At 73.9% G+C, this 23,344-nt stretch carries 25 protein-coding genes; 10 read left to right on the top strand and 15 right to left on the bottom strand.

Annotation, left to right across the window (positions count from 1 at the left end):
- Nucleotides 1-104: 104 nt before the first annotated feature.
- Together AB0G50_RS26420 and AB0G50_RS26415 are read right to left on the bottom strand one after the other, a co-directional pair.
- A complete protein-coding gene (locus tag AB0G50_RS26420) occupies nucleotides 105-887 on the bottom strand; it encodes a lytic polysaccharide monooxygenase (protein ID WP_360113304.1) in 783 nt (260 codons plus the stop codon).
- A 245-nt stretch (nucleotides 888-1,132) separates the two neighbouring features.
- The gene (locus AB0G50_RS26415; RefSeq protein WP_360113310.1) at nucleotides 1,133-1,675 is read right to left on the bottom strand and encodes a YbhB/YbcL family Raf kinase inhibitor-like protein; all 543 of its coding nucleotides are present in this window, start codon (nucleotides 1,673-1,675) and stop codon (nucleotides 1,133-1,135) included.
- 160 nt (nucleotides 1,676-1,835) lie between these two features.
- Between AB0G50_RS26415 and AB0G50_RS26410 the strand changes: the two genes are divergently transcribed.
- Nucleotides 1,836-2,441 carry a class I SAM-dependent methyltransferase gene (locus tag AB0G50_RS26410; protein WP_360113302.1) on the top strand — a complete coding sequence of 202 codons (606 nt, stop codon included), beginning with the start codon at nucleotides 1,836-1,838 and terminating at the stop codon, nucleotides 2,439-2,441.
- Nucleotide 2,442: 1 nt separating this feature from the next.
- Here AB0G50_RS26410 and AB0G50_RS26405 read toward each other — a convergent pair whose 3' ends face one another.
- Nucleotides 2,443-3,252: a DUF6585 family protein gene (locus AB0G50_RS26405; RefSeq protein ID WP_360113300.1), complete on the bottom strand. Its 810-nt coding sequence runs from the start codon at nucleotides 3,250-3,252 to the stop codon at nucleotides 2,443-2,445.
- A gap of 342 nt (nucleotides 3,253-3,594) precedes the next feature.
- Here AB0G50_RS26405 and AB0G50_RS26400 point away from each other — a divergent pair, with 342 nt between their 5' ends.
- Nucleotides 3,595-4,749: a hypothetical protein gene (locus tag AB0G50_RS26400; RefSeq protein WP_360113298.1), complete on the top strand. Its 1,155-nt coding sequence runs from the start codon at nucleotides 3,595-3,597 to the stop codon at nucleotides 4,747-4,749.
- 112 nt (nucleotides 4,750-4,861) lie between these two features.
- Nucleotides 4,862-6,070: a GNAT family N-acetyltransferase gene (locus AB0G50_RS26395; RefSeq protein WP_360113296.1), complete on the top strand. Its 1,209-nt coding sequence runs from the start codon at nucleotides 4,862-4,864 to the stop codon at nucleotides 6,068-6,070.
- 9 nt (nucleotides 6,071-6,079) lie between these two features.
- On the opposite strand, the gene AB0G50_RS26390 is transcribed toward AB0G50_RS26395, so the two are convergent.
- Nucleotides 6,080-6,964: a LysR family transcriptional regulator gene (locus tag AB0G50_RS26390; RefSeq protein WP_360113294.1), complete on the bottom strand. Its 885-nt coding sequence runs from the start codon at nucleotides 6,962-6,964 to the stop codon at nucleotides 6,080-6,082.
- A 108-nt stretch (nucleotides 6,965-7,072) separates the two neighbouring features.
- Between AB0G50_RS26390 and AB0G50_RS26385 the strand changes: the two genes are divergently transcribed.
- Nucleotides 7,073-7,921 carry a TIGR03619 family F420-dependent LLM class oxidoreductase gene (locus AB0G50_RS26385; RefSeq protein ID WP_360113292.1) on the top strand — a complete coding sequence of 283 codons (849 nt, stop codon included), beginning with the start codon at nucleotides 7,073-7,075 and terminating at the stop codon, nucleotides 7,919-7,921.
- On the opposite strand, the gene AB0G50_RS26380 is transcribed toward AB0G50_RS26385, so the two are convergent.
- Both AB0G50_RS26380 and AB0G50_RS26375 read right to left on the bottom strand, forming a co-directional pair.
- Nucleotides 7,908-8,936: a winged helix DNA-binding domain-containing protein gene (locus AB0G50_RS26380; protein ID WP_360113290.1), complete on the bottom strand. Its 1,029-nt coding sequence runs from the start codon at nucleotides 8,934-8,936 to the stop codon at nucleotides 7,908-7,910. The genes AB0G50_RS26385 and AB0G50_RS26380 overlap by 14 nt on opposite strands.
- A 39-nt stretch (nucleotides 8,937-8,975) precedes the next feature.
- Nucleotides 8,976-10,289 carry a DegT/DnrJ/EryC1/StrS family aminotransferase gene (locus AB0G50_RS26375; RefSeq protein ID WP_360113288.1) on the bottom strand — a complete coding sequence of 438 codons (1,314 nt, stop codon included), beginning with the start codon at nucleotides 10,287-10,289 and terminating at the stop codon, nucleotides 8,976-8,978.
- A gap of 72 nt (nucleotides 10,290-10,361) precedes the next feature.
- Here AB0G50_RS26375 and AB0G50_RS26370 point away from each other — a divergent pair, with 72 nt between their 5' ends.
- The 3 genes from AB0G50_RS26370 (at nucleotide 10,362) to AB0G50_RS26360 (ending at nucleotide 12,637) form a co-directional block, all read left to right on the top strand.
- On the top strand, nucleotides 10,362-11,225 hold the full coding sequence (locus AB0G50_RS26370; protein WP_360113286.1) for a helix-turn-helix domain-containing protein: 864 nt from the start codon (nucleotides 10,362-10,364) through the stop codon (nucleotides 11,223-11,225).
- A gap of 169 nt (nucleotides 11,226-11,394) precedes the next feature.
- A complete protein-coding gene (locus AB0G50_RS26365) occupies nucleotides 11,395-12,000 on the top strand; it encodes a peptidase inhibitor family I36 protein (RefSeq protein ID WP_360113284.1) in 606 nt (201 codons plus the stop codon).
- 121 nt (nucleotides 12,001-12,121) lie between these two features.
- Nucleotides 12,122-12,637, top strand: coding sequence for an I66 family serine proteinase inhibitor (locus AB0G50_RS26360; protein ID WP_360113282.1), 516 nt, complete (start codon nucleotides 12,122-12,124; stop codon nucleotides 12,635-12,637).
- Between the two features lie 89 nt (nucleotides 12,638-12,726).
- On the opposite strand, the gene AB0G50_RS26355 is transcribed toward AB0G50_RS26360, so the two are convergent.
- Nucleotides 12,727-13,389 (bottom strand): DUF4097 family beta strand repeat-containing protein, encoded by a 663-nt coding sequence (locus tag AB0G50_RS26355; protein ID WP_360113308.1) that lies wholly within the window; start codon nucleotides 13,387-13,389, stop codon nucleotides 12,727-12,729.
- 173 nt (nucleotides 13,390-13,562) lie between these two features.
- Here AB0G50_RS26355 and AB0G50_RS26350 point away from each other — a divergent pair, with 173 nt between their 5' ends.
- Nucleotides 13,563-14,351: a helix-turn-helix domain-containing protein gene (locus tag AB0G50_RS26350; RefSeq protein WP_360113280.1), complete on the top strand. Its 789-nt coding sequence runs from the start codon at nucleotides 13,563-13,565 to the stop codon at nucleotides 14,349-14,351.
- Here the strand turns inward: AB0G50_RS26350 and AB0G50_RS26345 are convergent.
- Nucleotides 14,348-15,214 carry a sigma-70 family RNA polymerase sigma factor gene (locus AB0G50_RS26345; RefSeq protein WP_360113278.1) on the bottom strand — a complete coding sequence of 289 codons (867 nt, stop codon included), beginning with the start codon at nucleotides 15,212-15,214 and terminating at the stop codon, nucleotides 14,348-14,350. The genes AB0G50_RS26350 and AB0G50_RS26345 overlap by 4 nt on opposite strands.
- A gap of 164 nt (nucleotides 15,215-15,378) precedes the next feature.
- Between AB0G50_RS26345 and AB0G50_RS26340 the strand changes: the two genes are divergently transcribed.
- Nucleotides 15,379-15,837 carry a carboxymuconolactone decarboxylase family protein gene (locus AB0G50_RS26340; protein WP_360113276.1) on the top strand — a complete coding sequence of 153 codons (459 nt, stop codon included), beginning with the start codon at nucleotides 15,379-15,381 and terminating at the stop codon, nucleotides 15,835-15,837.
- A 95-nt stretch (nucleotides 15,838-15,932) separates the two neighbouring features.
- Here the strand turns inward: AB0G50_RS26340 and AB0G50_RS26335 are convergent, their stop codons facing one another.
- The 4 genes from AB0G50_RS26335 to AB0G50_RS26320 form a co-directional block, all read right to left on the bottom strand.
- Nucleotides 15,933-16,442 carry a hypothetical protein gene (locus AB0G50_RS26335; RefSeq protein ID WP_360113275.1) on the bottom strand — a complete coding sequence of 170 codons (510 nt, stop codon included), beginning with the start codon at nucleotides 16,440-16,442 and terminating at the stop codon, nucleotides 15,933-15,935.
- A 122-nt stretch (nucleotides 16,443-16,564) separates the two neighbouring features.
- A complete protein-coding gene (locus AB0G50_RS26330) occupies nucleotides 16,565-18,811 on the bottom strand; it encodes a hypothetical protein (RefSeq protein ID WP_360113273.1) in 2,247 nt (748 codons plus the stop codon).
- Nucleotides 18,812-18,898: 87 nt separating this feature from the next.
- Nucleotides 18,899-19,648 carry a class I SAM-dependent methyltransferase gene (locus AB0G50_RS26325; protein WP_360113271.1) on the bottom strand — a complete coding sequence of 250 codons (750 nt, stop codon included), beginning with the start codon at nucleotides 19,646-19,648 and terminating at the stop codon, nucleotides 18,899-18,901.
- 75 nt (nucleotides 19,649-19,723) lie between these two features.
- Nucleotides 19,724-20,263 (bottom strand): peroxidase-related enzyme, encoded by a 540-nt coding sequence (locus AB0G50_RS26320; RefSeq protein WP_360113269.1) that lies wholly within the window; start codon nucleotides 20,261-20,263, stop codon nucleotides 19,724-19,726.
- A 136-nt stretch (nucleotides 20,264-20,399) separates the two neighbouring features.
- Here AB0G50_RS26320 and AB0G50_RS26315 point away from each other — a divergent pair, with 136 nt between their 5' ends.
- Complete coding sequence (locus tag AB0G50_RS26315; RefSeq protein ID WP_360113267.1) at nucleotides 20,400-21,059, top strand: MarR family winged helix-turn-helix transcriptional regulator; 660 nt, start codon at nucleotides 20,400-20,402, stop codon at nucleotides 21,057-21,059.
- 6 nt (nucleotides 21,060-21,065) lie between these two features.
- On the opposite strand, the gene AB0G50_RS26310 is transcribed toward AB0G50_RS26315, so the two are convergent.
- The 3 genes from AB0G50_RS26310 to AB0G50_RS26300 are packed head-to-tail and all read right to left on the bottom strand — an operon-like array spanning nucleotide 21,066 to nucleotide 23,239.
- A complete protein-coding gene (locus AB0G50_RS26310; RefSeq protein WP_360113265.1) occupies nucleotides 21,066-21,623 on the bottom strand; it encodes a MerR family transcriptional regulator in 558 nt (185 codons plus the stop codon).
- A complete protein-coding gene (locus AB0G50_RS26305) occupies nucleotides 21,620-22,516 on the bottom strand; it encodes an alpha/beta hydrolase (RefSeq protein ID WP_360113263.1) in 897 nt (298 codons plus the stop codon). Before AB0G50_RS26305 ends, AB0G50_RS26310 begins: the two co-directional genes overlap by 4 nt.
- 33 nt (nucleotides 22,517-22,549) lie before the next feature.
- Entirely contained in the window at nucleotides 22,550-23,239 is a 690-nt protein-coding gene (locus tag AB0G50_RS26300; protein ID WP_360113261.1) for a MerR family transcriptional regulator, read from the bottom strand.
- Nucleotides 23,240-23,344: the final 105 nt, after the last annotated feature.

Below are 23,344 nucleotides of genomic sequence, written 5' to 3'. Positions count from 1 at the left end.
GCCCGGTTTCAGCAGGGTGGTGATGGCCTTGTCCTGGAGGCGGACGGCCACCGACGTCCTGGTGGGGTTGGGTGGGGTCAGGCGGGTGGTTCCGCGGTGGGCGGTCAGAGCCGCTGCCACAGGGACGGGGTGGTCGGGGGTTCCCAACCGGTCAACGCGGTGTGGCCCTGGAGGCAGCGGTAGGACGCGCCGCCGTAGGTCACCTGGGTGCCCGTCGCGTACGCGGTGCCCGCGGTCCACGCGCCACCCGACGGGGGAGTCGTGGTCGTCGTAGTGGTCGTGGTGGTGGTGCTCGTCGTCGGCGGCGTGGTCGTCGTCGGACGAGTCGTCGTGGTGGTCGGCGTGGTGGTGGTCGTCGGGTCGCCACCGGGGCCGACCTGGAGGTCGACGCACGAGTAGAACGCCATCGCGGTGTCGGCGATGTTCCACACCGCGAGGACCTTGATGCGGCCCGTGCGGCCGCCCAGGCTCACGTCGTGCTTGACGGTCGCGCCGGGCACCTTGCCCTTGTCGTTGAACTCGGCGATCTTCGTGCCACCGACGAAGTACTGCCACGTGGTGGTGGCGTGCCGTGCCTCGATGACCCAGTTGAACGAGACGTTGTCGGTGACCGACGCGGCCGGCCACGCCTTGCTCTCGTCGCTGAGCGGGGCCCAGCGGGCGTCACCGCCGTGACAGTTCGTCAGGCCCTTGGGCCCTTCGACGCTGGCCGGCTCGTAGATGATGTCGCCGCAGTTCTTGACCTTGCCGGAGGCGCAGTTCGCCTGGCGGCTGGGCGGTGAGCTGATGTAGCCGTGCGCACTGGCCGTCCCGGCCGCCATCACGACGATGAACGGCGCGATGGCGGTGCCGGCGAGAAGTACCGCGAGTTTCCGTCGCAAACCCATTGTCCAGCTCCTTCGCAGGGAACCCGAGGTTTCCCTGGGCACGATCCGAATCCCCGGCGGCGGGATTGTCAGGCGGGTGACAGCACGCAGGGGTACTGGCACTCACCGTGACGTGGTCTAGACCATAATCGTCAACGTCGCCCCGGGTCAAGATCCCGAAAGACGCTGCTCCGGCCGGCCGAATCCGGCTTCGTGCGGCCGGCGCGCCGCCCCACCTCGGTCGGCGGAGCGGCGCGCCGGTGTGCTCACGACTCGCCGGTGATCCGGGCCGAGCCGATCGACGCCGCGGTGATCGCCTTGGCCGCGGTCTGGGTGGAGGAGTTGGAGTTCAGCGTCGTCAACGACGCCTGGTTGAGCGCGTGCACGACGAACTCGTAGGTGTTCACCGTCGAGGGCGAGCACGGGCCCTGGTAGCCGAACAGGCTCGCGCTGCCCCGGTAGTAGACCTGCCTCGCGCCGGCGGGCACCGGCGGCTGGTAGACGTGCGCGACGTTCTGGGGGAGCGAGGTCGCGCTCACCGGGATGTCGTAGACGACCCAGTGGATGAGGTTGGCGTTGTCGAGGTCCCGCATGACGATCGCGTAGCTCTTGGCGGCGGTCGGCGCGCCCGACCACGCCAGCGGCGGGGACTCGTTCTTCTTGCCCGGGTCGTTGCCGCCGCCGCTGGTGCACTCGTGGATCTTGGGGATGAGCCCGCCGTTGGCGAACGCTGTGCTGGACAGGGCGAACGCGGCCGGCGCGGCCGCCGAGGCGGTGGTCGGAACCCCGACCAGCCAGGCGACGAACAAGGCGCACAGCACGATTCTTCTGGTGCTCACTGGAGGCTCCCGAGGATTGTCGGTCCGTGGGGCGTCCGGCCGTGGCGCGCGGTGGACCCAGGGTAGGCATCCCCACCCGCCGATGCCACCCGAGCGCCCGGTGGCATGATCGACACCGGGAGGTGGCGTGGTGTCAGTGGACGTGGTGCGCGACGCGTACGACCGGCGGGCGGACGAGTACACCGATCTGTTCTGCTCGCTGGAGGCCATGGACGAGCGGGACCGGGCGTTCGTGTCGCGGTGGGCCGACGCGCTGTCCGGGCCGGTGGTCGACGCGGGCTGCGGACCGGGCCAGTGGACCGACTTCCTGCGCCGGCGCGGCTGCGACGTCGAGGGCGTCGACCTGGTGCCGCGGTTCGTGGACATCGCCCGCTCGCGTTTCCCCGACAGCTCCTACCGCGTCGGCGAACTGCACGACCTCGGCGTCGCCGACCACTCGCTGGCCGGGATCCTGGCGTGGTACTCCCTGATCCACACCGCCCCCGAGGACGTACCCCGCGTACTGGCCGAGTTCGCCCGCTGCGTGCGCCCCGACGGCGGCCTGGTGCTCGGGCTGTTCACCGGCGACCGCCTGGAGCCGTTCGCCCACGCGGTGACCACCGCCCACTTCTGGCCGCTCGAGGACATGACCCGCCTGCTGGCCCACGCGGGTTTCCGCGTGGAGACCACGGAAAGCCGCGTCGAGCCGGGCAAACGCCCCTACCTGGCGATCGCCGCGCGCCGCGCGCCCGCCTGACCTACCGCGTGCCGCGCAGGTGTTCCACGAGGGCCAGGAACACCCGGAAGTTCGGCACGTCCGCCACCTCGACCTTGACCCTGCGCCCCCGCACCGGCCACAGCGTCAGGCTCCCGTTCGACACCGCCAACTCCCGGATCTCCGACCACAGGTAGTCGCCACCGCCGACGGTGATCCCCGTCGCGGCGACCGCGAGCCGACCGAACCGCACCGTCCTGCCCCGCTCGACCGTCCGCGCCGCCTCCGGCAACGCATGCCGGGCCACCGCGTGCTCCGCCTCGGCCCCGAACTCGGCGACGTCGGTCGGCTGCCGGGCGTCGTGCGCGTCGGCGCCGTCGAACACCGCCTCCACGCCGTCACCGCGAACGAGCCGGTAACTCTGGCGGGAACCGACGTACCGACCGGCGTAGTAGGTCTCGACACCCTCGCGGTGCACGGCGGTGAAGTCGCCCCACCGGAACGCGCGGGCGGGCTTGCCCCGCCGTGCGGGCAGCACGAACCCCTCGTCGCACTGGTAGACGCGGTGGTGCGGCCGCAACCGCCCGGTGCGCTTCTCCACCAGCGTGTGGACCAGGAAGCCCACGAACATGATCGGGACACCGATGGCCAGCCCGGTGAAGGGGTCACCGGTGGAGGACCAGAAGACGAACCCGAGCACGATCGGCAGAACCACACACGCCCCCAACCCGATCCCGCTCACCAGAGCCCAAGGTGTGGACCGCTCGGGCGGATCCGGGTTCAACGGGTCGTCCACCCGGTTCACCGCGCGATGCACGGTCCGGACCTGCCCGAGGTCGTGCTCGTCCGCCACACGCACCACCTCGGGCGGGAAGGCGTCACCTTGCGGAAAGGGGTGCACGGGACTCCTCGCGATCGACGGCACCCCATGAAACCGCCTCCCCGACGCACACTCTCCGCATTTCGCGGGTGAGCGCCCTGCCCGCGGACAGGAGCGCGTCCTCGAGGTCCGCCCTGCGCGGGTCGGATTCGCCGAGGTCGCAAACCCCGCGCGGACGCGTGCGCCCCACGGTTGGCGGTCCGAATCGTGACTTCCGATAACGTTCACTTATCGGAAGTCACCCATCTGAAGGTTCATAGCGTTGCGTTGTGCTCTATAACGTTTGAACCAACGTAATACTGCTACGATACTGCCATGACCAACGCCGACACCTCCGTCACGACGTGCAACTACCCGGGCTGCGAACGGGCTGTCATCAGGGGTGGAGGGCCTGGACGGCCGGCTGAGTACTGCGACCTGCCGGAGCACACGCGGTGGCGGGCTTGGCGGGAGCGGCAGCGGGTGGAGAAGGAGGGCGGGGACCAGGGGGTCGTCACCGTGACGAAACTGCCCGGAGGGACGACTACGGCCAAACTTCGGGCCGAGGAGTTGTTGGGGCGGTTTCAGGTGTTGGCCGAGCAGTTGACCTCGACCCTCAGTGCGGCCGTCGGGGAGTTGGCCGCGATGTCCGATCCCGCCGTGGCCGAGGCGCAGGTGGAGGCGGTCGAGGCCGACGCGGCGGGGAAGGTGGCGCAGGCTCGGGCCGCGGTGGCCGACGCGGAACGGCGGCGGCGGGTGGCGGAGGAGGCTCGGGGGGTGGCCGAGGCGACCACCGAGGACGCGGTGCGGGCTGCCGAGGAGGCCGAACGGGAGGTGGTCGACGCGGTGCGGCGGCGGGACGAAGCTCGGCTCGAGGCCGACTCGGCGGTCGAACGGGCCGAGCGGGAGATCGCGGCCGTGCGCGTCGAGGCGGCGGCGGTCGTGGCGGAGATCCGGGAGGAGGCGCGGGTCGAGGTCGAGCGGGCCGAGGCCGACGCGGTGAACCGGGCGGAGCAGGCGAGGCGGCAGGCGGTCAAGGAGGTCGAGCAGGCCCGGCGTGAGGCGCGGGACGAGGTCGAGAAGGGGCAGCGGGACGCGCGGGTCGCGATCGACCAGGCCCGCGCCGCGGCGGACGAACGGGTCGACAAGGCGGAGCGGGAGGCACGGACCGAGGTCGAGCAGGCCGAGACCGACGCCGAACGGGCCCGAGCCGACGCACGGGCCCGCGCCGACGCCGCGCACGAGGCGCAGGTGCGGGCCGGGCGGGCGGAGCAGGTGGCGCAGGACGCGCGGGCGGAGTTGGAGCGGGCCCGGGCCGAAGCCGTCGACCAGCGGACCGCGCACCGGGTGCAGCTCGAGCAGGGTGAGCGGGCCGCGCGGGAACGGCTCGACGCGCTCGCCGAGGCACGGGCGCAAACCCTGCTGCGGGCCGAACGGGCGGAGAGCAGGCTCGACCGCGTGCAGGCCGAACTCGACGCGCTGCGCGCCTGAGGCGAGTGTCTACTGTGGACCCGAGGGGTCGGCCGCGGAATTCGGTTGACCACCGACGAGGGTCGACGGTCCACTGTGCCCACCAGACCGGACGAGGGAGACGCCGCCACCGATGGAGATCCGTTCCACGACCGACGAGGACCGCGCCCTCTTCGTCGACACGGTCCACACCGCGTTCGGCCGCTTCCCGGATCCGCCCGTCGAGGGCACGGTCTGGTGGTCGGGCTTCGAGATGGACCGCAACCTCTTCGCCGTGGCCGAGGACGGCCGGCCCGTCGGCACCGCCGGCGCGTACTCCTTCGAACTGACCCTGCCGGGCGACGTCGTCGTCCCGGTCGCCGGGGTGACCGCCGTCGGCGTCCTGCCCACGCACCGCCGCCAGGGCGTGCTCTCCGCGCTGATGCGCCACCAGCTGACGCAGTTGCGCGCCCGGGGCGAGGTCCTCTCCGTGCTGCTGGCCACCGAGGCGGTGATCTACGGCAGGTTCGGCTACGGGCCGGCGACCTTCACCCAGCGGCTGACCGTGCCGCGGCACCGGAGCGCGTTCGCACCGGCCCGGGCGGGCGGAGCGGAGGACACCGGCTCGGTCGAGGTGCTGCGGCGTTCCGAGTGCGGCGCGATCCTGGAGCAGGTCTACGACCGGTACCGGCGCGCGCGGCCCGGCGCGTTGTCCCGGCCGCCGCACTGGTGGGCCTCGGGCGCGGGACAGCCGCCGATCGCGCCGGCGCCGCGCTACGTGGCCGTGCACCGGGACGCCGCCGGCGTGCCCGACGGGTACGCCTCCTACGCGTTGGCCCCCTCCGGCACGTTGACCGTGGACGAGACGATCACCGCCGACGACGCCGTGTTCACCGCGCTGATCCGGTTCGTGCTCGGGCACGACCTGGTGACCGAGGTCGTGGTCAAGCACGTGCCGCCGGACAGCCCGATCCGGCGGCAGCTCGCGGACTTCCGCGCCGCCCGGGTGGGCGACGACGGCGACTGGCTCTGGGTGCGGTTGCTGGACATCCCGAAGGCGTTGACCGCGCGCGGGTGGGAGGCCGACGGCGAGCTGGTGCTCGACGTGGACGACCCGTTCCTCGGCGAGCACGCCCGCTACCTGCTGACCGTCCGGGACGGCCGGGCCGACTGCACGAGCACGGACCGGGAGCCCGACCTGTCGCTGGACGTGCGGGACCTCGGCTCGCTCTACCTCGGCGGCACCGCGCCCGGCACGCTCGTGCGCGACGGTCACGTCCGGGCGCACCACCCGGAGGCCGCGGCACAGGCGGACGCGCTCTTCCGCACCGCGCGGGCACCGCACTGCCTGCACTGGTTCTGAGCCGAGCGGTCAGGGAACACCGCACAGGCAACGGACGCAGGAGTCGGCGAACACCCGCACCGCCTCGCGGTCGTCGTCGGTCCGCCACACCACGGCCAACCTGCTCGGCGCCAGGCCCGGCACCGGGCGGCAGACCACGTCGGCCCGCGGGGAGGTTTCGGCGTTCTCCGCGGGCACCAGCACGACGCCGACCCCGGCGGCGACCAGTTCGAAGCTCTCGTCGGGGTTCTCCGCCTCGGCCACCACCCGGGCGGGTGTGGGTCGGTCGTCGGCGGCCAACCAGAAGTCGCGCAGTGCGCCCGCCGACGCGGGGTGCGCGAGGAACGGCTCGTGGAGCAGGTCGGCGAACGGGATCGCGGTGCGCGCGGCCAGCGGGTGGTCGGCGGGCAGCGCGACCCAGCGCTCCTCGGTGCTGACCACCTTCCAGTCGTACTCGCCGGTGTCCGGCACCGGGAGCCAGGTGACGGCCACGTCGACGTCGCCGGAGGCCAGGCCCGCCGACGGGTCGGACCAAGGGACCTGCCGGAACCGCAGCCGCCAGTCCGGCAGCACCGCGCCCATCCTGGCCGTGACGGCGGGGATCAGGCCGCGCCCGATGCGGGTTTGGAAGCCGACGGTGAGGACGGTGTCCCGGGCGGCGGCCACCGCCTGGCGGGCGGCCTCCCACCGCGCGATGACGTGCCGGGCGTGCGGGAGCAGGGCGTGACCGGCGGGCGTGAGCACCACGGAACGGCGGTCGCGGTCGAACAACGCGGTGCGCAGGTGCTGCTCCAGCGCCCGGATCTGCTTGCTCAGCGTGGGTTGGGAGACGAACAGCCGGGCCGCCGCCCTGGTGAAGTTCAGCTCCTCGGCGATCGCGACGAAGTACCGGAGGTCCCGCACGTGCACGTCCATAGCCGGAGGCTATGACAACCGCTCTTGGACGCGTCGGTGCCGGCGGGCCGAGAATCGGTGCCGGAAGCCGAAGATCGAGTCCGGAGGTACCCGCTCGTGGAGCCAGGCGTGTACGGGTTGAGCGCGAAGGCCACTCTCGGCCCGGCCGAGACGATCCGGTTGGCCCGGTTGGCCGAGGACCTCGGCTACCGGTCGTGGTGGTGCGGCGAGCACGTGGTCCTGCCGAGTCCCCGGGTGCCCGAGTCGCCGATGGCGTCCGAGGACCCGATCCTCGACCCGTTGGTGCACCTGACCTTCGTGGCCGCGGTGACCGCGCGGATCGAGCTGGCGACCGGCGTGGTGATCCTGCCGCAGCGCAACCCGTTGGTGCTGGCCAAGCAGGCGGCGAGCCTGGACGTGCTGTCCGGTGGTCGCCTGCTGCTCGGCGTGGCGGGCGGTTACCTGGAGCCCGAGTTGACCGCGCTGGGCGTGCCGCTGGCGGAACGCGGCGGGCGCACCGACGAGTACCTGGACGCGATGCGCGCGCTGTGGAACGACCCGGCGCCGGTGGCCTTCGCGGGACGGCACGTGTCGTTCCGCGACGTCGACGCCCATCCCCGGCCGACCACGCCCGGCGGTCCGCGCGTCGTGGTCGGCGGGCACAGCCCGGCCGCGTTCCGCCGGGCCGTCGCGCGCGGGCACGGCTGGTTCGGCACCGGGTCGTCGCCCGACGTGCTGGCCGGGCACCTGCGCGGGTTGGCCGAGGCGGCCCGACGGGTCGAGCGCCCCGCCCACCTCGGCCCGCTGGAGATCAACTTCATGCAGGTCGACCCGGTCGAGGTGACCGCCGCCGACGCCCGCCGCTACGCCGACCTGGGCGTCACCCGGCTCGCGCTCTACCCGCTGCCGCTGGAGGACGCCGACGACGTGGCGCGGTTCCTCGAGCGGCACGCGCGGGTGCTGGTCAGCCGATCGTGACGGGGCCGTCGACGCCCGCGAAGGCCAGCAGCCGGGCGCCTTCGGCGAGCACGTCGGCGCGCTGGGCGCGGGTGAGCGGGCGGAACGCGGTGATCTCCAGGCCGGCGGCGACGCGCCAGGTGCCGTGCACGAACCCGTCGACCAGCAGGGTCGGTTTGCCGCCGACGACGACGCCGCGGCGGTAGTCCTCGTCCGAGATGACCCTGGTGCGGTCGTGGTGGCCGAGCAGGAGGTTGTCGAACTCGGGCAGGAAGCGCGGCGGCGCGGGGGTGTCCGGGTCGGGCAGCACGCCGTCGGGCACGTCGTAGAGGCCGCCGCCGAGGTCGGTCAGGTCCATCCCCTCCACCACGGTCTTGAGCCGGGTCAGGCCGGACCACGCCTGGATGTCGCGGACGGTCGCCGGTCCGAACGCCGCCAGGTAGCGGCGGACGACGTCGGCCGTGGTGCCCGTCTCGGGCCGGTCGCCCAGCCAGCTCGCCGCCGTGGTCCACGTGGCCTGCCCGGAGCGGGACCACAGCCCTCGGGGCGGCACCTGCACGACGGGCAGCAGGAACGTGCCGGCCTGACCGAGCGACGCCGGGTCGAGGTCCGGCCACCGCGCGGCGAGCAGAACGGACATCTCGGCGCGGGTGCGGGGTCGGTCCTCGAGCGCGGTGCGCGCCGCCGCGACGATCGGCTCCGGGTCCACCGGCAGGCGGAACTGCGAGGAGTGGAAGCGGCGGTGCAGGAACGGGCGCAGCAGCGGTTCGAGGACGGCGTGGTCGGTGGCGGTGACCAGGTGGATCGTGGCCCGGTGCAGCGGCGCGCGGACCACCGACCGGGCGGTCAGCAGGTCCTCCAGCCCGCTCGGCGCGAACCCGCGGAGCCTGCTCCACAACCCGACGTACGGCGACTTCGGCTCCTGGGCCTGCATGCCGACGAGGTGGGCGATCGCGTCGTGCGCGGTGAGGTCGGCCCGGTCGAGCAGGAGCTGGCGGTGCAGGGTGGCCCGGTTCAGACCGCGGAGGGTGATCACCGGGCCACCGTAGGACCGATCGAGGACAGGTGCGGTCCGCTATCGGGCGTTGATCTCGCGTCGCAACGCGATCGAGTCCGCGCGCACCCGCTCGGGCGACTCGCGGTCGAGCAGCGCCCGGCGGATCAGCCGCGCGATGGCCGGCTGGTCCTCGGGGCGGAACCCGCGCCGGGTGATCTCCTGGGTGCCGATCCGCAGTCCCCGCAACCCCTCACCCGCGTCCTGCCACGGCAGTCCGATGCCGCTGAGGTAGATCCCGGCCTCGCCGAGCAGCGCGGCGGCCGCGTCACCGCCGCCCAGCCGTGCCGCGTCGATCGCGACGTGGTGCGAGCGGGTGAACTCGCCGTCCCGGGACGCGACGTCGAACCCGTTGTCGTGCAACGACTTCGCCAGTACCTGGGCGTTGGCCAGGCACGTCGCGGCGTACCCGGCTCCCCGGTCGGCCAGTTCGGCCGCGGTCACCGCGAGCGCGCCGAGGCGGCCGACGTCGTAGTTGGCGAGCAGACCCGGGTAGGCGACCGTGGACACGCGCTCGGCCAACGCGGCGTCCCGGGTGACGACGCAGCCGCCGGACGGGCCGCCGAAGGACTTGTAGGTGGAGAACGTGAGCACGTGCGCGCCCTCGTGCAGCGGGCGCTGGAACACCTTCGCCGCCACCAGACCCGCCATGTGCGAGGCGTCGTAGAGCAGGATCGCGCCGACCTCGTCCGCGGCCGCCCGCACCGCGGCGACGTCGTGCGGGAACAGCATCATGCTGGCGCCGATCACCACGACCTTCGGCCGGTGCTCGCGCAGGAACGCGGGCAGCGCGGGGTAGTCGAGGTCGAGGCGCTCGGGGTCGTAGGGCAGGTCGACCACGTGCAGCCCGCGGATGCCCGGCACGCCCTGCGCGTGGTGGCTGGCGTGCCCGCCCGCGGCCTCGGGCAGCACCGCGATGGTGTCGCCGGGCGCGGCGAACGCGGTGTACACGGCGAGGTTGGCCAGCGTGGCGCTCTGCAACCTGACCTCGGCGTACGTGCCCTCCATCAGCTCGGACACCAGCAGCGGCGCGAGCACCTCCAGGGTGTCCAGGTGGTCGAGGCCGACCTGGTACTTCTCGCCGGGCCAGCCCATGCTCGGCCGGCTGTTGAGGGTGGCGAGCGTGGCCGCGGCGGCGGCCGGGCTGAGCACGTTCGTGCCCGCGTACAGCACGATGCCGTCGTCGTCGACCTGCGCTGCGTGCGCGGCGAGGGAGGTGCGGACGGTGTCGGCGACGGCCGCGGCGCCCAGGTCGGCGGAGACGGCGGCTTCGACCTCGGCGAGCCGGGTCCGGGCGGCGGGTGAGGCCCAGGGCGCGATCCTGCTGTTCGTCACCGGTCCGACCGTAGCCACCGGATCCGGTGGATTCGACCGCACGGGGTCGCAAGACCTTCCTACAGTTGTCGGATGCAGGAGCTGCTGGAGGAACTGTCGCGTCAGCTGGGACGTGGCGTGTCGGTGGACGACGTGGCGGGGCGGGTGGTGGCGCACAGCGCGCAACCCGACGACGTCGACCGGGCGCGGGTGCGGGCGATCCTGGCGCGGCGGGTCCCGGCGGACGTGCTGGCGTGGCAGGAGGGGCACGGCGCGGCGACCGCGGCGGGCCCGGTGCGGGTGCCCGCGAACACCGGCCTCGGCTTCGGGGAGCGGGTGGGTTTCCCGTTGCGGCACAACGGACTTCTCGTCGGCCACCTGTGGGTGCTCGGCTCGCTGACCGACGAGCAGGTCGCGGCCGTCGTGCGGCAACTGCCCGTGCTGGCCGCCCGGGTTCCCGCCGGCGAGCGCACCCCGGTGCGGGTGGTCGTGGGCCTGGACCCGCGCGACGTGCGCACCGTGTCGGCGGCCGACCCGCTGCCCGAGCTGCCGGGGCACGTGGGTGTCAGCGAACCGCACCCGGCCGACCGCACGGGCGCGGCGTTCGGCCAGGCCCTGGCGGCGGCCGAGCTGTCGGCGCTGGACCCGGCGCTGCCCAGGGTGGCGCGGTGGGCGGAACTGGGCGCGTACCGGCTGCTGCTGGGCGCGGCGCCGGAGGACGTCCTGGCGGGGTTGTCCGACGTGCTGCTGGGCACGCTCGAGGTGTACCTGGACTCGGGTTGCGACGCCCGGGCCACCGCGGAACGCCTGCACCTGCACCGCACCAGCCTCTACTACCGCCTCGGCCGCATCGCGGAGGTGACCGGCCACCCCCTCTCCGACGGCCGGTCCCGCCTCGAACTGCACCTCGCGCTGAAGCTGGTCCGGCTGGCCCGCACCAGCGGCCGCTGGGCCTGAGCCCGCCGACGTCGCACCGCCCGGTCATTTCCTCCACTCGATCGAGTTGTCCCCGGTCGTCGGGCGCGGGACGGGGCAGGAGTGGTCGTTACCTTCGGCCCGTCCACCCGTCCCACAGTCGAAACAGGACACACATATGCCCAGGTCAATCGCGCGCCACCTGGCGGTCGTGACCACCACTCTCGTCACCCTCGCGCTCGCCGGACTCGGCGCGCCGGCCCACGCCGAGGGGACGGACGACTGCACGTCCGGCGCGTTCTGCATCTGGTCCGAACCCCGCTACGAGGGCCAGTTCCAGCAGACCCACCCCAAGGTCGGGCACTGTTACAGGCTCGAGTTCACGTGGCCGGACGAGAGCAGGTCCAGGATCCGCTCCTTCTACAACCGCACCCGGTTCCGGTTCGCGGCGTACGTCACGGCGGGCTGCTCGGGCCCGGCCACCGTCACCCTGCCAGCGGGTCCGTTCCAGGTGGACGAGGTCGAGACGGAGGTGACGGGATTCCGGCTGGTCCCGGCCTGCGACGACGGCGCGGTGTGCTTCTACTCGGGCGAGGACTACACCGGTCAGATCGCGCAGCACTCCGACTGGAACTACGGGTTCTGCACGGGCAGCGGCATCGCCGCGAAGAGCGTCTACAACGCCACCGCGCACACCGTCTCGCTGTTCGACACGAACGGCAACTGCCAGAACGCCCGGGCCGTCGACCTGCCCGCCCGCACCTTCCGCAGCTTCGACACCACCTTCTACGGATTCCGGGTGAAGCCCCGCGACTGAGCGACGTGCGCCCTCCACCTTCGGGTGGTTCGCCCGCCGAGGCCGCCTGCACTGGGCCGAACGGGGGCATGTTGCGGTCGGGGCGCCGCCGCGGGCGCGGCGCCCGAGCAGGAGGTGTGTGGTGAAGGTGTTCAAGGCGGTGGTGGCCGCCCTCGCGCTGGTCGCCGGCACGGGTACCGCGATGGCGGTCGCCCAGCCGGCCGATCACGGAGCAGGCGTGTACGTGCTGGAAACCGAGTCCGGCGCCGGGTTGGTCGAGCGGGCCGGGCAGGTCGGGCTCGGCAGTCCGGCGGCGGCGACCCGGTGGCGGATCACCCGCGACGGCGGCGACCGGGAGGCGTGGATCGTGCGGACGGCGGACCGGGCGCGCGGGTGGGTGCTGCGCGAGGCGAAGCCGTTCGCGCCGGTCCGGGTGCAGCCGCTGGTGGTGTTCCCCACCCAGCCGCCGCGGTACCCGCCGTACGAGACGTGGCAGGCGCACGTCGTGGAGCACGTGGCCGACGGGGTGGTGCTGACGATCACCTCCGGCGCCAACGGGTGGCAGGTGGTGGTCGGCGGCGACTACGACCCGCACCTGGTGGTGGTGCCGGAGACGTTCGCGCCGGTGAAGTTCGTGGCGCACAAGGTGTCCGACTAGCGCGCGGTGCCTGCCCGGGTGGTCCCGGGCAGGCACTCCCGCGTGCGGGCGAACCGGTGGCCCCGCGCTCATGCGGCCGTCGTCCTTGCTCAGAGGCTCGCGGCGGCGATGTCGCCGTACGAGGTGGTGGCGTGGATGTCCAGGTCCGCGACGTCGCCGGTGTTGCGCAGCGCGTTGCTGATCCGGCCGTGCGCGGTGCCCGCGTCCAGCGAGGCGGACACCCCGGCGGCCGCGCCGACCGACACGTCACCCGCCAGGGTGCGCAGCACGACCGTGCCGCGGACGGCCTCGGTGATCCGGATGTCGCCCTTGCCGGTGCTGATCTCCGCCGGGCCGGTGAGGCGGCCGACCGACACGTCGCCGACGAGGGTGGTCAGGCGGGCGCTCGCGGCCTCGTCCAGCTTGATCGGGCCGTGCGAGCGCTCGACCGTGACGTCGCCGAGCCGTCCGACGCCGCGGAAGTCGGTGCCTGCCGTCTTCGCCTCGACGCGGGAGCCGGCGGGCAGTTGGACGGTGACCTCGACGTGGCCGGGGTTGCCGAGGGTCTGGCCGCCCGGCGTCGCGATCCGCAGGACGCCGTCGGCGTACTCGACCGCGGTCTGCCCGGCCGCCTTCACGTCGCGGCGCTTCGAGGCGTCCGCGGGCAGGACCTCGACGGCGGTGTCGGCGCGGTCGGCGGCGATGAACCGGACGTGGCCGGCGGGGACGTCGAGGACGGCGGCGATCGGGGTGGGGGTGTCGAACTTCTGCATCGTCATCAGCTCCGCTGCTCGTTGTTTCTGACATCGCAAACGCTACGTTGCGTTCAAGAAGTGAGCAACTAGTTCGTTGCGCTGAACTGACATTTCAGCAGTTCAAAGAGCTGCATTCGTTGCAATGGTTATGATTTCAATGCAACGTGACGGGATCGTTGCGTTGCAATGGAATGGGCGTGAACGCTATGCTCGAACGCCGGGACGCCGCAACGGAGGAGATCGCGATGCCGGGAGGCAGGCTCACCCAGCAGGAACGCCGGCAGATCGCGCTCGGCCTGGCCGACGGCCTCGCCTACGCGGAGATCGCCCGGGGGTTGGACCGACCCACGTCGACGGTCACGCGCGAGGTGATGCGCAACGGCGGGCCCACCGGGTACCGCGCCGACCTGGCCCACCGCGCCACCGAGCAGCGCGCCCACCGGCGCAAGGCGGCCGCGCCCAAGGGGTCGCCGCCCACGCCGCAGCCGCACGGGCGGGACGCGGAGGCGGTGCGCGAGTACGAGGAGACGTTCACGACGCTGCTCATGCAGTCGGGGTTGCCCCGGATGATGGCCCGGGTGCTGACCTGCCTGTACACCACCGACGCGGGCAGTCTCACCGCGGCCGAACTGGTCGGGCGGCTCGAGGTGAGCCCGGCGTCGGTGTCGAAGGCGATCACGTTCCTGGAGAGTCAGGGTCTCGTCCGCCGGGAGCGCGACGAACGCCGGCGGGAGCGCTACGTCGTGGACGACGACGTCTGGTACCAGTCGATGATCGCCGCGGCCCGGTCGAACGCCCTGCTCGCCGACACCGCGCGGCGGGGCGTCGGCGTGCTCGGCCCGTCTTCGCCCGCGGCCGTCCGGCTGGAGAGCATCGCCCGCTTCGTGGACTTCGTCGGCGAGAGCATCGTGCGCGCCGCCGAGCAGGCCCGGGAAATCCTGTACACGAAGGCGGATCCGCCCCTTCCCGGCGCCGACTAGGCGACCCAGGAGGGCACGACCTGGCCCAGGCGGGCCGGGTCGGTGAGACTGCGGATCGCGGTGATCGTGCCGGCGGCGACGGTGAAGGCCATGACGGTGACAGGACGTCCGTCGACCGTGACGAGCACGCCCGGGAGGCCGCCGACCAACGCCGGGTGCAGTCGGGCGTCGGGACGCGCGAACGTGGTGGCCCGGGCCGCGATGGTCGCCGCGCCGCGCGCGACGAACACCCCTTCGACGGCCTGCGCGTGCAGCTCGACGTCGGGTGCCAGCACGGCCAGCAGCCCGGCGACGTCACCCCGGCCCGCCGCCGCGAAGAAGGCGCCCACCACGTCCCGGGCGGCGGCGTGCGCGTCGGCCGGCGGACCCGAGCGCAACCGGCCGCGCGCCCGGCTGGCGAGCATCTTGGAGGCGGCGGTGCTGCGGCCGAGGACGGCCGCGATCGCGTCGAACGGGACGTCGAAGACGTCGTGCAGCACGAACGACACCCGTTCCGCCGGGGTGAGGGCGTCCATCACGACGTAGAGCGCGAGACCGACCGACTCGGCCAGCACCGCCTCCGCCTCGGGGTCGGGCCGGGAGTCGGTCGGCTCCCGTTCCAGCACGCCGAGTTCCAGCTCCAGCGGCTGCTCGCGCCGGGTGCCCCGGCGGCGCAGCAGGTCGAGGCAGATCCGGCCGGTCACGGTGGTGAGCCACCCGCGCAGGTCCTCGATCGCGCCGTCGCCGGTGCGCGCGAGCCGCAGCCACGCCTCCTGGACCGCGTCGTCGGCGTCGGCGTGCGACCCGAGCACGCGGAACGCGATCGACCGCAGGTACGGGCGGTGGCCCTCGAACATCGCGGCGAGCTGGTCGTCGTCGGTCACGGTTCCCCCGGTCGGTGCTGGTGTCACCACCAGGACGCGCCGCGGGCCGCGGAGGTAACACCCCGGTCCGCGTTACCTCCGGCGGCGGCCGGCCGTCGTAGCCCCGACCCGGTCACCGAGTCCGGGCACCCGACGAACACCCTGGAGCGACCATGGGATCACGCATGTCCGACCCCACCGAACTCGTACCCGAACTCCGCGAGGTGGCGGGCGCGCTGTTCAAGGCCACCGGCAACGGCTCGCTGCCGGAAGGCCCGCTGGGACTGGCCGCGTTGCGCGCGGCCCACCTCGTCGGCAACACCTACCTGACGATCCGGTGCGCCGGGCAGTTGCGCCGGGCGGGGGAGACCGAGGCGCGGATCGACGCGGTGGCGTCGTGGCGGGACGCGCCGTACTACGACGACGCCGAACGGGCCGCGCTGGCACTGGCGGAGGCGGTGTTCGGGCCGGGCGGCGGTGGTGAGCGGGTGTCCGACGAGCTGTACGCCGAGGCGTCGGCGCGGTTCGACGCGAAGGCGCTCGCGACGTTGACGATCGGGCTCGGCCAAATCGCCTTCTGGTCGGTCGTCGCGGTCGTCGGCAGGCCGGTGCCGGGCGTACCCGATTCGGACACCTGGACCTGATCCCCCGGCTCCTCGTCGAGGGAAGCCGTGACGTGGTCCTCCCGGTCGCGGCGCGTGGCGCGACCGGGAGGAGGGATCGGTGTTCGAGGGCGGTGTCAGGCGCCGGCGACGGTCAGCGTGACGGTGTCGCCGTCGGCGGTGACCACGACGGTGGAGGTGGACTTGGTCGCGGTGAACGCCGTGGTGGTGCCGACGACCATGTAGCCCTTGCCGGTCAGCGCGGTGTGGTAGGCCTCGGCGACGCTCTCGTCGCCCTTGAAGACCAGCACCCGCGCGCCGGCGGCGCCGGAGACCTCGATCAGGTCGCTGTCCGGCAGGACCAGGCCCGCGGGCAGGTCGGCGGGCAGCTTCGCCGTGCCCGCCGCCTTGTCCGACTTGGTCGTGGTGGGCGCGGCGGCCGCGGTGGTGGTCGTTTCCTGGCGGGCGGCGCTCGTGGTGCCGGCCGTGGTACCGGTCGTCGTGCCGCCGGCCGTCGTGGTGGTGCCGCCGGAGCAGGCGGTCAGGCCGAGCAGCGCCGTGCCGACCAGCGCCGCGACGACCGCCACGCGCCGGGTCCCGATCGCGGTCGGACGGCCACCGGCACCGGCCGTGTTCTGTTCACTCATGATCGACAAGCTAACCCGGCCGGGTTGCCAACCGGGGTGGAATCGGTGAAATGCATCAGGCAAGGAGAAACCCCCCACATCACCGCCCGATCGCGTCGCGCTCGTGGTAGGCGACCCCTCGATCACCGCCCGCCGAGGTGGTCCTGGAGGGTGGCGTGCCGGAACTGGTAGATCGGGCCGACGGTGCGCAGCAGGTGGCGGCTCTCGCAGTCGGCGAGGAAGCGGCCCAGGCGCAGCGGGGTGCGGTGGCGGAGGGTGAACCAGAGTTGGGTCACGGTGGTCGGCCACGACCGGGCGAGGACGACGCCGGTGGCGGTGCCCGTGGCCAGGCCGCTGAGCAGGGCCTCGGCGAGCAGGGTCAGCCGGCCGTCGGCGATGGCGTAGACGGAACCGTCGTAGGCCAGCCAGTTGCTGAGCCCCGTGCCCAGGCCGTACGCCGTGCCGACGAGCATCCACAGCAGGAAGTCGCCGCGCCAGGCGTCGACCGGTCCGGCCGGTCCGGTGCCGTCGTGCGCGGTGGGGTCGCAGGTGAACGCGCCGGTCAGCCAGGTCAGCGGGGTGATGATCGCCAGTGACCAGAGGAGCCCCGACAGGCCGAAGCCGGTGGCGCCGGACAGGTCCCCGCCCTGGAGCAGGAAGTAGCACCCGCCGAACACGCCGATCGCGACGCCGAAGGCGAGCCCGATCAGCAGCGCGACGCCGATCCGCCTGGTCGACCGGAATCCCCGGGTGACGGCGAGCGATTTGAGGACCGCCGTGCCGCGCAGCCTGGACGTGACGCCGTAGGTGATCGCGAAGGTCGTCCCGAACGCGGACGCGCTCAACCCCCAGCCGCCGAGCAGGAGGCCGGGGACGAGCGCCGCCGCGAGTCCGCCCGCCGCGGTCGCGCACACCCGCGCGGCGCGGCGCGGTGACGTGGTGAGGGTGAACGCGAGCACGGCCGCGAGCCCGGTGGGGAACCCGTCGACCAACGCGTACCAGGGCGCGATCTCCCGCCAGACCCGCGGCCAGGTGCCGAGTCCGCCGGCGAGCAGGCTCGCCGCGCCGTAGGCGGACCCGGTGAGGAGCATCGCGGCGGCGCAGCCCAGCAGGACGCGCAGCGGGGTGGGCAGCCAGGCGGCGATGGTCCACCAGGTGAGGTCGCGGGAGTGCCGGTCGCCGAGGTGGCGGGCGATCAGGGTGAGCGCGCGCAGCGCGGTCTGCTCGCGGTACCGGGGCGCGGGCCGGCCGGGACTCGGGCTGTAGGCGGCCGTGACGGCGTGGGCGAGCAGGTGGCGGGTGATCGCGTCCGCGTCGGGGAACCGCGCGGTGTCGAGGAGTTCGTCCACCGGGCCGATTCCGCGCACGGTCGAGCCCGGCGCGTAGACGTCGCGCAGCAGGGTGACCGCCAGCGGGGTGGTGAGGGCGCGGGGGACGGGGCCGTCCGTCCCCACCAGGGCCTCGGTGAGCGCGCGCCACGGCCGCGGCGCGGGGTGCGCGACCGGGCGCAGCAGGTACCCGGCGGCGTCGGCGGCGCGCAGCGGGCGCAGTTCCACGACGGCGGCGCTGGTCAGCACGTGCCGCCGGGCCGCCGCCGCGAGGTCGGTGGTGCGGGAGAGCAGGACGAGCCGGAACGCGGCCTGCTCGCCGAGTGCCCGCAACGCCTGGGACCGGGAGGGTTCGGGCAGTTCGTCCAGGCCGTCGAGGAACACCGCGATCCGGCCGCGGTCGAGCAGCCGCCGGGCGGACTCGCGGCCGGACCGCCCGCGCAGCAACGGGATCTCCGACAGCTTCAGCACGAGCCAGTCGTCCACCGGTGTCGTGATCGGCGTCCAGTCGCGCAGGGTGAACAGCACCGGCACCGGAATCCGCGACCGCTGCCCGGCCGACGCCCGCGCGCGGTGGTGCAGCGCGTCGAGCAGCAGCAACACCGCGGCGGAGCTCTTGCCCGTGCCCGGACCGCCCGCGACGACCAGCCGTCCGGACGGCAGGCCGCCGTAGACCGCGAACAGCGCGGCGCGGTCGCCCTCGTGGAACCGTTCGGGCCGCACGGGTTCGAGGCCGGGCAGCGGGTCGAACGACGCCCCGCCGCCCCGGTACCGGGTGGCCTCGTCCGGCGGTCCGGCGAGTCGGTCACCGACACGCCGCCACCGGATCGGCAACGGCGCGGGCTCCACGAGCCGCCGGCCCCGCGCGGCCGCGCGCCACTGCCGGTCCATCGCCGCCGCGAGCCGGTCGGCCGACAGGTCCAGCGCGGCGTCGTCCGGATCGGGCCGGACGGCGGGCACGTCGACCCGCACGTACACCGCGTCCCGCCCGGCCTGGAGCACCGTCGCCGCGTCGGTCGCGGCGGCGACCTGCCCGACCGCTCCCTCAGCGCCGACGCCCACCCACCAACCAGAGCCCACTCCCGGCGTGGTGCCAACGCACTGGTGCGGACACCCGTTCCTCCTTTGGTGGCACGCGGCCGTTCCCGGTCAGCGCACGGCGACCAGCACGTGGTCGTCCCCGTACTGCCAGACCACACCCGCCTCGGCGAACCCGGCCGAGCGCAGCATCGCCACGTGCTCGTCCGGCCCGAGCCCGTTGCCGTAGCCGCCGTGCCGGCAGGACAGCTCCTCGGTGGTGAAGAGCCCGGTGAGGTGCGGGTCGGCGCGTACGGACTCCCACCACCGCCGCCACTCCTCGTTGCCGGTGACACCGGCCCGCTCGGCCCGCCGGTCGCGCACGTGCGCCGCCAGGTCGCGCAGCGTCGGCTGCGGCTCGCGGAGGTGGTCACCGTCGACCAGCACGCCGCCGGGCCTGATCACCTCCGCCAACTCCCGGTAGAGCGCGGCCAGGTCCTCGGGTCGCAACCAGTGCAGCGCCGTGGTCGACACGGCCGCGTCCCACTTGCCGCCCACACCGTCGGTCCAGCCGGGCGCGGTCAGGTCGGCGTGCAGGTAGTCGGCCCCGGAGTCGGTGGCGTGGGCCAACTCCAGCAGGAAGCGGTCCGCGTCCACGCCGACGACCCGACCCGCCAGCCGCTCCCGCAACCGCGTGGTCAACGACCCCGGTCCGCACCCGAGGTCGACCACAACCGGCGCGTCGACGCCCTCACACACCCGCTCCACGACGTCGCCGATGATCCGGAACCGCTCCTCGCGGTCGGCGATGTAGCGCTCCTGCTGGCGGTCCCACCTGCGAACCCACTCCCGGGCGACACCGCTGTCGAGACGACTGTCCACGTCCACGTTCCTCTCGCCGGAGTCCGTCGGAACGTGAGCGACACTACTGCACATCGCTGGCAACAGTGCCGTCGATCACCCGCGCAGGGCGACCTTCGGGAAGTCCAGCGGCACCGAGAGCGCGACGTTGACGTAGTTGGTGAACAGGTTGAGCGCGACGTGCGCCACCAGTTCCACCACCTCGCCGTCGTCGAGGCCCGCCGCGCGCAGCGCCTCGACGTCCGCGTCGGTCACCTGCGCCCGGTTCTCCACCAGCTTGGCGGCGAAGTCGAGCGCGGCGGCGGTGCGCGGGTCGTGCGACCGGCCCGCCTGCGCCTCGTGCATCTCCTCGGCCGGGACGCCCGCCTTGCGGCCGAGCGCGGTGTGGGCGGCGAGGCAGTACTCGCACCGGTTGCGGTCGGCCACCAGCACGGCGATCTGCTCGCCGAGCCGCGCGCCCAGCCGGCCGCCGCCCAGCGCGCCGAACCCGGCCCACATCATGGTGAGCGCGGCGGGGGAGTTGGCCACGGCGCGGAACATGGCGGGCGTCACGCCGAACGCGGCGGTGATCTCCTCCAGCACGGCCTTGGCGTCGCCGCTCGCGTTCGTCGGCTCGATCAGCTCCACACGGGTCATCGGTTCGTCTCTCCTCGTCCGCCGGCGACGGGCGCGGCGCCCGTCGCGCCGAACCCCTCGTGCCGTATTGTTAGGAGTACTATCGATCCGGCGGAGATCGGTTGTCAAGGCCAACTTTTAGGAGTTCGAACGAATCATGTCGGGGATCTTCGACGCACTGGGCGAGCCGGTGGCGCAACGCGTCACGGGCGGGTTGGCCACGATCGGCCAGGTGCTCAAGAGCCAGGCCTGGAAGGGCGCCGGGCCGGCGGGCGTGACACCGACCCAGGCCCAGGCGCTGAGGGTGCTGCGCGAACGCCCGGGCACCGGCCTGGGCGCGCTGGCCGGACTCCTCGGGGTCTCCGCGCCCACCGCGAGCACCGCGGTCAACACCCTCGTGACCAAGGGCCTGGTCGTGAAGGAACCGGGACCGGACCGGCGGTCGATCACGCTGCGCCTCACCGCGGCGGGCGAGGAGGTCGCCGACCGCGCCGCGGAGTGGCCCGCCGTCCTGGTGCGCGCGGTCGACGCGCTGGACCCCGCCGAGCAGACCGCGCTGCTGCGCTCGTTGGTCACCCTCGTCCGCGCGCTCCAGGAGGCGGGTGAGATCTCGCCCCAGCGGATGTGCGTCACCTGCCGACACTTCCGACCGCACGTGCACGCCGACCCGCGCAACCCCCACCACTGCGCGTTCGTGGACGAGCCGTTCGGCGACCGGCACCTGCGGCTGGACTGCGCGGAGCAGGAGGAGGCCGCGCCGGAGGACCGCCGGGCCGCCTGGGAGCGCTTCACCTCCCCGGACACCGCGCCGCGCTGACCCTCGTCAGCCGTCCCGGTCCTCGGCGATCAGCAGCCGCGCGGTCTCGGGGTCGTCGAGCGCGGCGTTGCGCTCCCGGAGCCGCCGGCGCACGGCGCCCGGGTCCAGCGCCCGCGCCAGGATCCACGAGTCGCGCTCCCGCCGCAGCCGCGACTCGCCCGCGCCCAGGCGGCGCAGCCGGTTCAGGAACGCGACCACCTCGGGTGGCAGGAGGAGCCGGTCGCCGGCGGCCAGGTCGGCGATCAGCCGGCGTCGTTCGGCGAGGTGCCCGATCGCGTCCCGCAGGTCGGCGTCGAGGTCGGCGAGAGCGGCCGCGAACTCGGCCGGGCGGGCGCGCAGGAGCGCGTGGACGCGGGCCAGCGGCACGCCGGCGGCGGCGAGCGTCCGGATCCGGATCAGCGCCACCACGTCCTGCGGGCCGTAGCGGCGGTACCCGGAGGCGTCGCGCTCGGGTTCGGGCAGCAGTCCGACCTGGTGGTAGTGGCGGACGGCGCGCACGGTCACGCCGGCGGCCGCCGCGAGCCGCCCGATCGTGAGCACGGACCGCGGGTCGTCGGACGTCACGACCGCGCCAGGTCCACGACGTCGCGGACCGCCTGGACCACGGCCTCGGGGCGGTCGAAGCAGAGCCGGTGGTGCAGGGTGTCGGTGAGGACGCGCTGCTCGCCCCGGGACACCGCGCCCACCAGGGCCGCGCCCAGGCGGGCCTTGCCCTCGTGCACCTCCCGCGTCGTCCGCCCGTCCAGGACCGGGTCGGGGCCCAGCGCGGTGAGCGCGACCACCGGGACGTCGGGGAGGTCCGGTCCAGCGCGCAGTTCGGCCGCCGCGGCGACCAGCGCGCGGCGTTCGGCGAGCCCCACCCGGAGCCACTCGGTGCCGACCTTCGCGTCCAGCAACGGTTCCCGCACGTGCGCCGGGAAGTCCACGCGCAGCCGGGCGTGGTTCTCGCGCAACGCCGTCCGCACCTGTTCGAGCCGCGCCAGGTCCGGCGCCCTCCGCTCGCACGCGGCCAGGCTCGAAGAGGGCGGCAGGAACCGGTCCCAGTCGCGGTGCAGCGCGTCGAGCCACACCAGGCCGGCCACGTCGCCCGGGTACAGCTGCGCGAACCGGTGCGCGTAGAGGCCGCCGAGGGAGTGCGCCACCAGTACGTGAGGACCCGGGAGGCCTTGGGCGCGCAGCAGCGCGCGGAGCTCCGCCGCGACCGCGGCGGCCGTGCGGGGCAACGGGAGCGGGTCGCTGTAGCCCGTGCCGCCCCGGTCGTACCCGACGGCGGTGGTGAACCGGGCGACCTCCTCCTGCACGCCGAGGTAGTCCAGCCCGACCGCGCCCGCGCCCGGCAGGAACACCGCGGCCGGACCGCCGCGGCCCGTCCGGTGCACGAAGATCCGCCGGCCGTCGACCTCCTGGAACCCGCCGATCGGCGGCACCGGCCGGGGCGGGGTGGTCCTGTTCGTCATGCGGCCACGCTCCGCCTTGACGCAGGGTCAAGGTCAACCCGGCAGCTCGAGGTACGCATCGAACCGGGCGGCGCCGGCGAGCAGGTCGCGGCCGCGCGCGGTCAGCCGGTCCTGCCAGGCGTCGAGGAACGCGCTCAGCGCCTCCGTCCCGCCCGCCTCGCGCAGCGCCGTCACGAACCGGGCGATCCGGCTCAGCGGGTGCCCGCCCCGGCGCAGCTGCCGGGCGATCTCGGCGTCGCGCACGCACTCCGGCCCGAACTCGCGGTGGCCCGTCGCCCGGTCGCGCCCCGGCCGCAGGATGCCCGCGACCTCCCAGGTGCGCACCGTCGCCGGGTGCACGCCGAGCCGGCGCGCGAGTTCGCCCACGGTCAGCGGCCGGCCGGCGGGCGTGGTGGGCGGCGCGGTGGACAGGCTCCCGAGCGCGGCCGCCACCTCGGCGCGGGTGGCCCGTTCGGCGACCAGCGCGACGTGGGCGGCGTCGAGGAGGCGGAAGGCGGACTCGGTGTCGCCGCGGTGGGTCGCGCGCATGATCTCGACGGCCTGCCGGTGCCCGTGACCCCGGCGCAGCGCGAGGAACGCGCGCAGGGCCTGGGCGTGCAGGGGTGTGTAGCGCCGGTGGCCGGTCTCGCCGCGCGCGGTCGGCGGGAGGACGCCCGCGTCGTCGTAGTTGCGGACGGTCTGCGCGGACAACCCGTGCTCCCGGGCCAGGTCGACGGGCCGCATCCTGAACCTCCGTTTGAGCTTTTTTCCGGACAACCCCAGGTGGACGTCGGCAGAACCTCACCCGATTCTTCAACGATACCTTCGAGGGTGGTCCGAATCCGGAAG

This window comes from Actinosynnema sp. NPDC020468 (assembly GCF_040642015.1).
Lineage (GTDB): Bacteria > Actinomycetota > Actinomycetes > Mycobacteriales > Pseudonocardiaceae > Actinosynnema.
The sequence above is the reverse complement of the archived record's forward strand: the minus strand, read 5'-3'. Positions and strand labels throughout refer to the sequence as shown.